The organism is Pseudomonas sp. GV071 (assembly GCF_003050835.1).
Lineage (GTDB): Bacteria > Pseudomonadota > Gammaproteobacteria > Pseudomonadales > Pseudomonadaceae > Aquipseudomonas.
On the sequence record NZ_QAOJ01000006.1, the window covers coordinates 373008 to 383728 of the forward strand.

At 57.7% G+C, this 10721-nt stretch carries 11 protein-coding genes and 1 pseudogene; 8 read left to right on the forward strand and 4 right to left on the reverse strand.

Annotated elements, in window-relative coordinates:
• The first annotated feature begins 107 nt into the window (after positions 1–107).
• The 4 genes from C8K61_RS14325 (at position 108) to C8K61_RS14340 (ending at position 5111) form a co-directional block, all read left to right on the forward strand.
• A complete protein-coding gene (locus C8K61_RS14325; RefSeq protein WP_158272510.1) occupies positions 108–2180 on the forward strand; it encodes an acyltransferase family protein in 2073 nt (690 codons plus the stop codon).
• Positions 2177–3379: an acyltransferase gene (locus C8K61_RS14330; RefSeq protein WP_108096926.1), complete on the forward strand. Its 1203-nt coding sequence runs from the start codon at positions 2177–2179 to the stop codon at positions 3377–3379. The genes C8K61_RS14325 and C8K61_RS14330 overlap by 4 nt, the downstream gene beginning before the upstream one ends.
• Positions 3380–3601: 222 nt before the next feature.
• Positions 3602–4684, forward strand: coding sequence for an acyltransferase (locus tag C8K61_RS14335; protein WP_158272511.1), 1083 nt, complete (start codon positions 3602–3604; stop codon positions 4682–4684).
• Between the two features lie 64 nt (positions 4685–4748).
• Positions 4749–5111, forward strand: a complete 363-nt coding sequence (locus C8K61_RS14340; protein WP_108096928.1) for a VanZ family protein — start codon at positions 4749–4751, stop codon at positions 5109–5111.
• A gap of 32 nt (positions 5112–5143) precedes the next feature.
• Here the strand turns inward: C8K61_RS14340 and C8K61_RS26885 are convergent, their stop codons facing one another.
• Both C8K61_RS26885 and C8K61_RS14350 read right to left on the reverse strand, forming a co-directional pair.
• Positions 5144–5572 (reverse strand): hypothetical protein, encoded by a 429-nt coding sequence (locus C8K61_RS26885; RefSeq protein WP_218277816.1) that lies wholly within the window; start codon positions 5570–5572, stop codon positions 5144–5146.
• A gap of 372 nt (positions 5573–5944) precedes the next feature.
• Positions 5945–6145: pseudogene (locus C8K61_RS14350) on the reverse strand (acetyl-CoA C-acetyltransferase); the annotation flags it as partial.
• Between the two features lie 41 nt (positions 6146–6186).
• Between C8K61_RS14350 and C8K61_RS14355 the strand changes: the two are divergent.
• The 3 genes from C8K61_RS14355 to C8K61_RS14365 all read left to right on the forward strand — a co-directional run bounded on the left by C8K61_RS14355 (position 6187) and on the right by C8K61_RS14365 (position 8345).
• Positions 6187–6687: a hypothetical protein gene (locus C8K61_RS14355; RefSeq protein ID WP_156684108.1), complete on the forward strand. Its 501-nt coding sequence runs from the start codon at positions 6187–6189 to the stop codon at positions 6685–6687.
• Positions 6688–6865: 178 nt separating this feature from the next.
• On the forward strand, positions 6866–7960 hold the full coding sequence (locus C8K61_RS14360) for an acyltransferase family protein (RefSeq protein WP_158272512.1): 1095 nt from the start codon (positions 6866–6868) through the stop codon (positions 7958–7960).
• 25 nt (positions 7961–7985) lie between these two features.
• Positions 7986–8345, forward strand: coding sequence for a VanZ family protein (locus C8K61_RS14365; RefSeq protein ID WP_108096931.1), 360 nt, complete (start codon positions 7986–7988; stop codon positions 8343–8345).
• A 3-nt stretch (positions 8346–8348) separates the two neighbouring features.
• Here the strand turns inward: C8K61_RS14365 and C8K61_RS14370 are convergent, their stop codons facing one another.
• Positions 8349–9674: an O-antigen ligase gene (locus tag C8K61_RS14370; protein WP_108096932.1), complete on the reverse strand. Its 1326-nt coding sequence runs from the start codon at positions 9672–9674 to the stop codon at positions 8349–8351.
• 254 nt (positions 9675–9928) lie between these two features.
• Between C8K61_RS14370 and C8K61_RS14375 the strand changes: the two genes are divergently transcribed.
• Complete coding sequence (locus C8K61_RS14375; RefSeq protein ID WP_108096933.1) at positions 9929–10573, forward strand: HAD-IA family hydrolase; 645 nt, start codon at positions 9929–9931, stop codon at positions 10571–10573.
• Between the two features lie 46 nt (positions 10574–10619).
• Here the strand turns inward: C8K61_RS14375 and C8K61_RS14380 are convergent.
• On the reverse strand, positions 10620–10721 hold a 102-nt coding region (locus tag C8K61_RS14380; protein WP_146174291.1), incomplete at its 5' end, for a hypothetical protein.

Below are 10721 nucleotides of genomic sequence, written 5' to 3' on the forward strand. Positions count from 1 at the left end.
TCTTTTTTCGTCAATGCCGGTGCGCAAGGATGCGCGCTGGTTCGTTTTTCCGCGCCACAGTTCCAGGGCCCACCTCGCAGAAAGGGTGGTCTTTGACAGGCAATAAAATGACCAGTACCAGTAAGGGATTCAGAACGGATATCAATGGCCTCAGAGCCTGGGCCGTGGTTTCAGTTGTGCTTTATCACTTTGGCGTCAGTGGCTTTTCCGGGGGGTTCGTTGGGGTAGACGTGTTCTTCGTGATTTCCGGTTTTCTGATGACGGGCATCATCTTCAGCAGCCTGGAAAAACAAAGCGCCGGCAGCAAGGTGTTTTCCGTTTTCGATTTTTACCTGTCGCGCGCGCGCCGGATCATTCCAGCCTTGCTGGTGCTGTGCGGCGTGCTGTTGGTGGTGGGCTGGCTGTGTTTGCCGGCCACCGAATACCGGATTCTCGGGCGCCATGCGCTGAGCGCCCTGTCGTTTCTCTCCAACCTGGTGTTCTGGAGCGAGGATGGCTATTTCGATAGCGCTTCCCACGACAAGCTGTTGCTGCACACCTGGTCTTTATCGGTGGAGTGGCAGTTCTACCTGTTGTTGCCGCTGGCGATGCTGGCGGTGTGGAAGCTCAAGCCGGGGCGCGGCCCGCAAGTGCTGATGATCGCCACCGGGCTGTTGCTGTCGCTGCTGCTGTGCGTGTACATCACCCCGATCAAGACCTCGGCGGCCTTCTACCTGCTGCCCACCCGGGCCTGGGAAATGCTCGCCGGTGGCCTGCTGTACCTGACCGCCAACCAGATGCGCCTCAGCGCGCTGTGGCAACGGCTGATAGAGGCCCTGGGTTTTGCCCTGCTGATCGGCTCGATTCTGTTGTTCGATGCCAGCAGCCTGTGGCCGGGTTGGCGCGCACTGGTGCCGGTGACGGGCACCCTGCTGGTACTTCTGGCGGCACGCCAGGGTTCGCTATGGACCGCCAGCCGCTTCACCCAATGGCTGGGTGATTGCTCGTATTCGCTGTACCTGTGGCATTGGCCGCTGGTGGTCAGCCTGGTGTATATCCAGCGCCAGCAGTCGTCACTGGCAATTGCCCTGGGCCTGGTACTGACCCTGGTACTTGGCGCGCTGTCTTACCGCTTTATCGAAACCCCGGCACGCCGCAGCCTGAACAGATTGCCCAAAGGGCTGACCACGTTGGCGATTGCCGCCAGCCTGTTGGTGGTGATGGTGCCGAGCCTGGTGGTGCTGCTCCAGCACGGTGTGCCCGGGCGCCTGCCAGGGCAGATCGATGCGGTGTTTGCCGAGGCCGAAAACCAGAATCCGCGCAAGGCCGAGTGCCTGGCCAACGAGTTTTCCAAGGTGCCGGAATGCACCTACGGCGGCGATGAACTGGGCGTGATCGTGGTCGGTGACAGCCATGCGGCGGCGCTGATCCGGGCGGTCGAACGGTCCCTGCCGGGCAAGCAGCAATATGTGCTGGATTGGACCATGAGCAACTGCCCGACCATCGCCAAGGTCAAGGCCTCCGACCAGCTTACTTATCGCTGCGGCGATTTCGTTGAACACCAGGCCGAACGCAGCGTCGACGATCCGAAACTGGGCCAGGCGCCGTTGATCATCATCAACCGCACCTCGCTGTATGTACTGGGTCCCAACGAGCCGGAGCGCGGCGCCGAAATGGCCCTGCCGTACCTGTACTTCGACAAGCCGTTTACCTCGCGCACCCCGGAGTACTTGGGCGAAATACGTGAAGGCATCATCGCCTCGGCCTGCGAGTTCGCCCGCAACCGGCCGGTGTATATGGTCCGGCCGATTCCCGAGTTGAAGCTGGATGTACCGAAAACCATGGGCCGCGCGTTGATGCAGGGGAAAAGCATCGAAGTGTCGATTTCCCTCGACGAATACCGCGCACGTAACGCCTTTGTCTGGGACACCCAGGACCTGGCAGCCGCGCGCTGCGGGGTGAAGATTCTCGACCCGCTGCCCTACCTGTGCCGCGGTGGGCGCTGTGAAGGCGATGTGCAGGGGCAACCGGTTTACATCGATGACGATCATCTCAGTGAACGCGGCGGCGATTTGTTAGTCCCAATGTTCCGCCAGGTTTTCAATCAGTTACAGCCAGGCGACCCCAGCGCGCTGCCCACCCGGGCGCACGAGGAAGTCGCCCATTTACCCCCGAGCGATCAATCCGCGAGCCCGCCATGACAGCGTCCATCCCTAAACGTTTTTACTCTCTGGACCTCATCCGAGGTCTGGCGGCGCTTGCCGTGGTGTTCTGGCATTGGCAGCACTTCTTCTACGCCGGCAGCACCTTCATGCCCTACGAGATGGAAGCGCAGCCGTTCTACTCGGTGTTCTACCTGCTGTACCACACCGGTTGGCTGGCGGTGGACTTCTTCTTCTCGCTGTCCGGGTTCATTTTTTTCTGGCTGTATGCCGAGCAGATCGCCGAACGCAAGGTGAGCGCCTGGCAGTTCTTTGCCCTGCGCTTCTCGCGGCTCTACCCGCTGCATTTCGCCACGTTGGTATTTGTGCTGCTCGCGCAGAAATGGGTGATGGCCAGCACGGGTGACTACTTTGTGGTGCCATTCAACGATACCTACCACTTCGTCCTGAACCTGTTCATGGCCTCCAGCTGGGGCCTGGAACAGGGGCCATCGTTCAACGGCCCGGTGTGGTCGGTGTCGGTGGAAGTGCTGATGTACCTGCTGTTCTTCACCGTCTGCCTGCTGTTCCGTCTGCGTTTGCAGGCGGTGCTGGCGATGATTGTCGTGGGCCTGCTGGTGTTGACCGTGGCACCGATTCTCGGCCGCGGGATCTTTTCGTTCTTCCTCGGCGGCGCGATCTTCCGCTTCTACCGTTACCTGTGTCAGCAAGGCCTGCTCAACAAAGCCTTGCCCATCGTGCTCGGGCTGACCGGCGCGCTGTGGCTGGCCACCCTAGTGGAAGTGAAAACCGGCTGGCTGTGGGGCCATGTACAACTGTTGCTCGAAGGCCTGCTGCCCGCTCACCTGCACCCCCTGATTGGCAAAGCCATTCATGCCGCTAGCCGTTTTATTCCGGTGGCGCTGCTGTTCCCGCTGACTATCCTCAGCCTGGCGCTGGCGGAAACCTGGCGCGGCTACCTGGGCCGGCGTTTCGCCATGGTCGGCAACCTGACCTACTCCTCCTACCTGCTGCACTTCCCGTTGCAGTTAGTCGTATTTGAAGTAACTCGCTATATGGGTATCGCCAATAGTTTCTTCTACCACCCGCTATCAATGATTATGTTTTTTGTGTTGCTCATTCCTATATGCCTGTTGAGCTACTACTATTTCGAAACACCTGCGCAAAAGCATGTACGCGCCTTCATGCTGAATGCCGCAAACAAACAAAAAACCGTGGCTGGAACTCAAAACGGCTGAACTATCGATAGATATTTCGCTTCATGCCTCTGCGCCAAAAATACCGGAACGTATGGCGGCCAGAGCGCATTAACCCCCCCTGCGCGTGGGAGTATGCACATGAGAATCCGGCCAACCCAGCTGCTTAAAGGTGTTGATGTCGACACCCACTCCAGCTTCCGGACACCCGCGGAACCAGCAGACACCGTCAGCACCAGTAGTAGCGCTAACTCAAGGAACAGTATGGAATCGCAAAAAACCTCCTCCAGAAGCGAATGCCTGGACGCGGCAAAAGGAATTTGCATTATTTTGGTGGTGATGTTCCATACGTTTAATTTTTTCATTTCCAAGAACCCCCAATTCCTTGAAGCAGAGAGCTTTAGAGATGTGCAACTTATAATCGCCGGTTTAGGGACAATGCGCATGCCGTTGTTCTTTTTGATTTCTGGCTACCTTGCACATACTGCTGTATTCAAACGCAGCTGGCGGGAAATATTTGAGCCACGTGTGGCGTTGCTGCTGTGGCTGTATATATTGTGGGTATGGCTGGACTGGCTCTTCCGTGACATGCTTATTACACATTTCAATCCAGCCTTTGTGCTTGGAGGGGAAGACGTTCCGCAAACTCTTGATGAGTTCTTGCATGACGTAATCACGGGCAACACACCCATATGGTACTTATATGCGCTGGTTCTTTTCTTCAGCGCGTGCAAAATCGGTAGCCAGCACAAATGGTTGACCTTTTCCGTTTTGCTGCTGATCTCCGTGGTATGCCGACAAATCTTCTCGGCTGATCAGTGGAGCCTGCGCATTATCTGCGGTAACGTGGTGTTCTTCTGCGCAGGATGTTTCGGCAAGCACTATGTGGAACACATTACTACGCACTTTTCGGCACGCAATTTTATCTTGGCCTTTTCCGCTTTTCTGCTTTTTGGCAAAATAACATTACACTATGATGCTATTGATTTACCTGGCGTTAGAGTACTGATTTGTACGTGCCTTGTAATCGCTTCACTGTATGCAATTTCCCTAGCAACCCGATACTTAAAACTGGAATTATTGCAAAACCTTGGACGCAACACATTGCCAATTTATGTAATGCATCAATTTATTATTAATATCGCTGCGCAGCTTATTTTCCCCATCGAGGTGCCGACAACGCACTTGGATCTCAGTTTATTCGCACTTGCTGGCTTTATCGCGATCAACATTTCCGCCTGTTTGTTTTTGCATTGGATACTCAATAGACAGTATGGCCGTATACTTTTTTCCCTGCCCAAGCGTGAACTGTTCAAGGTTAAAGCTGCGCAAAGAGAGTTGGGGTAATAACGCGCAGCCGCGCAGTCAGGTTCCGGCACTAGAGATCAACCACAAGATTCGAGAATTTGAGATGGGTCGTATTGTTCTGGTCGTGCTGTTCCTGGCTGTACTGGCGAGCGTCCTGCTGGGCGGTCTTAGCCCCAAGCCGTTGCCACAAGTATTTGCCTACCAGGATTGGCTGTATCACGCAGCGGCTTTCGCGGCATTGGTCTTCTTCGCTCGCGTGGCGTTTCCCAGAACGCTGACTTTCTGGACCGTGCTCTACTGCCTGCTGCTGGCTCTGCTGATTGAGTTTGTCCATGGGCTGATGCCCGCGCGCACAGCCTCTGTTGGTGACATGTTCGCCAACGTAGTGGGAGTGCTGCTGGGAATGGGCCTTGCCCTGCTTTGGAAACGTCGGCTGCTGCTACGCGAAGCGGCGGGCGACTACTAAATTAAAAACCCTCTCCCACTAGACTCAAGCCTTCAATCCCGCTTACAAGCGCGTCGTTCGCGGTAGTGGTTATTGCCAATCACGGCAATGGCACAGAACACCACATAGGTCGCCGCATTCGCCGGAATCTGTAGATTGAAATCGGCGAACGAGTGCATGAGCAACGCCACAATCCCCACGCTGGCGCCAAACCCCACCCCATTGCGGTACACCGATTCGCGCTGCCACAACGCCGCCTGGAACACGCTGCCAGGCACCTGGCCGGTGATATGCCGGGCCTCGCTATCGATCAGGTTTTGCATGCCGACGTAGTGGTTGACGACCAGCACGTCCACCAGCTGCAGGCAGACGAGAAGGATGCCGTTGGGCAGGCGTTGTTCCTTATGCAGCAGCCCAAACAGCCCGCCTACCAGCAAAAGCAAAGCGCCGCTGATTAGCGGTTTTGAGGGAGCAGCAGCCATGCCAGGCGTCCTTGCTGATGGGGCTAGGTCAGAGCGAGCCGATACCGAAAGCGAGGCCAAATGCCATCACCTCCCTTGAACCGCGCGAAACGCCTCACGGTACTTCGCGCTGTCCCGCTATGGATAAAAAGCCTCGTCTAGCACGGGGCTTTTTTATGATCGCCAATCCCCATTACCGTTGCGGGAAAATCTTCTGACTTGCAAACCCTGGGCCGTCGCTGCGGTCACAACAGCTTGTCTGCATTATCGAGGAGCACCTGTTTGTGACTATCGCCGGCCTTCGATCTGCGTGGCCTCCAACGGGCCACGGGACAAGATCGAAACCAATCTGCAGGCCGTGGGGCTGCTGGATGTATTTGCCGAGCGGATTGTCAGCGCCAACGCCACGCCTTGCCCGCCACCAATGCACAAGGTCGCCAGACCTTTCTTGGCATCCCGCTTGATCATCTCGTGCAGCAAGGTCACCAGCACACGGCAACCTGATGCACCGATGGGGTGGCCAATGGCAATGGCGCCGCCATTGACGTTGACCTTGCTGGCATCCCAGCCCAGCTCCTTACCCACCGACAGTGCTTACGCAGCAAAGGCCCGGCGCGCGGTGGCTGGCCACCCTGGTGGAAGTGAAAACCGGCTGGCTGCGGGGGCTCGTGCAATTGCTGCTCGAAGGCATCCTGCCCGCTCACCAGCACCCGATGATCGGCAAAGCCATTCATGCCGCGACCCGTTTCATTCCGGTGGCGCTGCCGTTCCCGCTGACCATTCTTAGCCTGGCGCAGGCGGAAACCTGGCGCGGTTACCTGGGCCGGCGTTTCGCCATGGTCGGCAACCTGACCTACTCCTCCTACCTGCTGCACTTCCCGTTGCAGTTAGTCGTATTTGAACTAACTCGCTATATGGGTATCGCCGATAGTCTCTTCTATAGCAGCCTGTCCATGGTGCTGTTCTTTGCGCTGCTCATTCCAAAATGCCTGCTCAGCTATTACTACTTCGAAACACCTTCCCAGAAGCATGTCCGCGCCTTCTCGCTGAGACACACAAAAAAAACAAAAAACCGTGCCTGGCACTCAAAGCGGCTGAACTATCGCCCCCCCCTCGGCTCTATGACTCTGCGCTAATTTTTAGCTAAGTCGCTCACCGGCGAGAGAGAAACAACCCTTTGCCTGGAATATGCATATGAGAACTCGGCCGACCCCACGAAACAAAAGCATTCCACCCAACGCACATAGCAACTTTCCGCTACCAGCTGACCCCCCCGGGGTCAGCACGGGCCTTGGCGCTGCAACAAGGAAAAGTATGAACGCTCAAAAAGTTTCCTCTCGAAGCGAATGCCTGGACGCGGCAAAAGGAATCTGCATTATTTTGGTGGTGATCTATCACACCTCTATGTATTTCCTCGCCAAGTGCCCAGAATTCGCCGACACCAACAGCTACAAAGTTCTGCAAGTCTTTATTACTGGTCTTGGCACCATGCGGATGCCACTCTTTTTTCTTATATCCGGGTTTCTTGCAAACAGTGCTGTGTTCAAACGCAGTTGGCGGGAAATATTTCAGCCTCGGGTGGCGACTTTCCTCTGGCTGTATATGTTGTGGGTGGTGATGGACTGGTGCTTCCGCGCCTACCTGATTTCCCACTTCAATCCAGATTTCGTGCACGGCTCAGAGGCCTTCCCCTTGACCCTCGAAGCCTTCGCCCGTGACGTGGTGGTGGGCAATACGGCGATCTGGTACCTGTACGCCCTGGTGCTGTTCTTCAGCGTGTGCAAGCTGGGAAATCAGCAAGTGCTGCTGACCTTCACCTTTATGGCGTTGCTGTCGATATTGGCCAAACAGTTAGTGCCGATGGAAGATTGGAGTTTGCGCAGCATTGCCAGCAATGCTGTGTTCTTCACCATTGGTTGCTATGGCAAACCCTATATCGAACAGATCATCCAACGTTTTCATCCGCTGCGATTTGCCGTTGCCTGTGTGGCGTTTCTTGCATTAGGTGAGTTGGCACTTCGCTATGATGCGGTGGATGTACCGGGCGTGAAGTTCCTGATCTCTTGCTGCCTGGTGGTAGCGGCGTTGGACTTTATTGGTCTGTTGACCAAACACTTCCAATTGAACCTATTGCAAACATTGGGACGTTACACACTTCCCATCTATGTACTGCACCACTTCTTTATTGATGTGGCCGCGCAATTGATTCTTCCGCTGAATATTCCAAGTGCCTATGCCGATGCTGGCGTATTGATTGCACTTGTGACCCTGACAGTGGCCAACTTGGCGGTGTGTACGGCCATCTATATGCTAGTAAATCGCCACCACGGGCGCATGTTGTTTGCCCTGCCCAAACGTGAGCTTTTCAAGTTCAAGCCCAAAGCCCGCCCAAGCGAAATAGACCAATAAATTCAAACCTGATGGCGTACATCTAATGAGTCGATTCATCGTGATACTGGTATTCGCCGGCATCCTGGCAGCGATTGTTATCGATGGCTTGGGCTTTGACTGGGTGCCGGTGGCAATTGAGGAGCAGTGGTCACACCACGCTGCCGCCTTTGCGCTGTTGGTGTTCAGTGCGCGGCTCGCCTTCCCCCGCACGCTGATGTTCTGGACCTTCCTCTACGCCGTGCTGCTGGCCCTGTTTCTGGAGCTGGCGCAGGGCCTGTTGCCGCGGCAAAGCACCTCGGTGTTGCACATGGCGGCCAACCTGGGCGGCATCATCATCGGCGTGCTGGCCGCGCAGGTGTGGCGACGCCAGGTGGTCAGCCGCCTGGCCGAGTACGACCGCTAAACCTCAGGTCCGCGCCCGCACACGGCGGTCACGGTAGTGATGGTTGGCCAACACGCCAATCGCGCAGATCACCACGTAGGTCGCGGCATTGGCCGGGATCTGCAGGTTGAAGTCCGCCATCGAATGGATCAGCAGCGCGACAATGCCCAGGCTGGCACCAAAGCCCACGCCGGCCCGGTAGGTCGATTCGCGCTGCCACATGGCGCGTTGCGCGTGGTACAGCCCGAACAGCACGAACAACAGCAATGGCAGGCTGCCGAGCACACCGTACTCGACCACAAACTGCAGATAGTCGTTGTGCGCGTGGTCGAAATGCAGGGCAATTTCAGGCCCGGCCACGTGGCCGAACAGCACTTCGAAGGTGCCGGCGCCGTGCCCGGTCAGCAGGCGTTCCTGGGCCAGCGGCAAGGTGGCGTGCAACACGTTGGCGCGCAGCTCATTGCTCGTGCCGGCTGGCTGCGCCGCGCCGATCTGGTCCACCACTTTGTCCAAGCCGAAGTACTGGCTGACGATCAGCCCATCGACGATCAACAGGCCGGCAAAGATCAGCGCATTACGCAGCCGATGCTCTTTGTTGATCAGCATGAACACCCCGCCCACCAGCAGCAGGCTGGTGAAAAACGCTGAATTGCCCATGCGCGAATGGCTCATCACCAGCGCGATGGCCATCAGCAGCAGCGCCAGGCGCAGGCGCCCTTTCGGGCCCAGCAGCGTCTCCAGCACATCCACCCAACGGAACGGCCGCTCATCACGCAGCGCCATCAGCAGGCCGACGCCCGCCGCCATGGTCAGCTCCAGGTAACCCGCCAGGTGATTACGGTTGATGAAGGTACCGGTGGCATCGCCCAGGTAGCTGGTCTTGCTGCCCAGCAGCAAGCCCTCTATGCCCGACAGGGTCATCACCGAACCAAAAAACGCCTGAAACGTGCCACTCACCACCAGCACGGCGAGCAGCAGGCTCAAGCGTTTGCGCGTGCGAAACAGGTCCACCACCAACAGAAACAACAGGCTGTAGGCGACGCCCAACATCAGGTATTGAAAGGTAGCGGCAGCGTCCACGGTCATCCCACTGAGCCACTGCACCAGCACCCACACCTGGCTGAGCAGCAGCAGGCCGAGCATCGGCAATGCCGGGCGCAAGGTAGGACCGAGGTCGCGGTTGCGGCGCAGGGCGTTCACTGCCCAACCGGCGCCCAGACCACAGCAGAGCAATACCAACACGCCCATCGACCAGTCGCGGTTGCTGCCGATTGGCAAGGGCAACCACAGCAGCAGCAACAGGGCGCCGCTGATCAGCGCGCGTTCAAGACGTTTCGAAGGTGCAGCCATGCCAGGCGTCCTTGCAGAGAGAGCTCGGGGATCCCGAGGTAAAGCCGCAGATAAGGCCAAATGCTATCACCTCCGTTGATGCCCGCGAAACGCTAGAGCTGCACCTGAACCTTAACCCAAGAGCCCCGTTTCAGACGGGGCTTTTTTCATTCTGGCGACCAGCCGTGACAGTTGCAGCATGGGCCGGCGGGCAAAACCCTGGGCGCGGGTTGTGGTCCCAACTGTTCGTTCCCCTACTACGAGCACCCGACCCTGTGACGATTGCCGGCCTGATTTTCGACTGCGATGGCACCTTGGTGGACAGCGAGCGCCTCGCCGCGCAGCTGCTGCAACAGCTCCTGACAGAGCAACAGATAACCCTGCCCGTCGAGGAAGTATTGCTGCGCTTTCGCGGCATCCCCTTCGCCCAGTTCATCCGCGAAATCTGCGCGCAATACCCGCGCCTGGACGGCCCGCAGCTGGCGCATCAGTTTCGCCGCCTCAGCCTGCCGCTGCTGCGCGACCAGGTAGAGGAAATGCCCGGCGCCGTGGCCTTTGTCCGCGACCTGCAGTTACCGATCTGCGTGGCCTCCAATGGCCCACGGGAAAAGATCGAAACCAGCCTCGGCGCGGTTGGCTTACTCGAGGTATTCGCCGGCCGGATCGTCAGTGCTTACGAAGTGCAGGCCTGGAAGCCCTCGCCCGAACTGATCGAACACGCGGCCACCTTGCTGGGTCTGCCAGTCGAACATTGCCTGCTGGTGGATGACAGCGTGCCGGGGGTGCAAGCGGGCATCAGCGCCGGCGCGCAGGTGGCGGGGTATGGCGAAACGGATTTCAGCGAGTTCGCCGGGGTGGCGAACTTTCATACAGTGCGTGATTTTGCAGAGGTGGGTCGGTTGCTGCAGCGGCTGTCGTAGGGTGTGCCGGTCCGCGCCCGAACGCCAACCGGCTCACCCTACACGATCAGGAACGTTCCAGCGCCAGCGCCACACCTTGCCCACCACCGATGCACAAGGTGGCCAAGCCCTTCTTGGCGTCACGCTTGATCATTTCGTGCAGCAGGGT

What these genes read in the sequence shown, in the direction of transcription:
- C8K61_RS14325 (WP_158272510.1), top strand. Translation starts at nt 108, where the DNA reads ATGACCAGTACCAGTAAGGGATTCAGAACGGATATCAATGGCCTCAGA.
- C8K61_RS14330 (WP_108096926.1), top strand. Translation starts at nt 2,177, where the DNA reads ATGACAGCGTCCATCCCTAAACGTTTTTACTCTCTGGACCTCATCCGA.
- C8K61_RS14335 (WP_158272511.1), top strand. Translation starts at nt 3,602, where the DNA reads ATGGAATCGCAAAAAACCTCCTCCAGAAGCGAATGCCTGGACGCGGCA.
- C8K61_RS14340 (WP_108096928.1), top strand. Translation starts at nt 4,749, where the DNA reads ATGGGTCGTATTGTTCTGGTCGTGCTGTTCCTGGCTGTACTGGCGAGC.
- C8K61_RS26885 (WP_218277816.1), bottom strand. Translation starts at nt 5,572, where the DNA reads ATGGCTGCTGCTCCCTCAAAACCGCTAATCAGCGGCGCTTTGCTTTTG.
- C8K61_RS14360 (WP_158272512.1), top strand. Translation starts at nt 6,866, where the DNA reads ATGAACGCTCAAAAAGTTTCCTCTCGAAGCGAATGCCTGGACGCGGCA.
- C8K61_RS14365 (WP_108096931.1), top strand. Translation starts at nt 7,986, where the DNA reads ATGAGTCGATTCATCGTGATACTGGTATTCGCCGGCATCCTGGCAGCG.
- C8K61_RS14370 (WP_108096932.1), bottom strand. Translation starts at nt 9,674, where the DNA reads ATGGCTGCACCTTCGAAACGTCTTGAACGCGCGCTGATCAGCGGCGCC.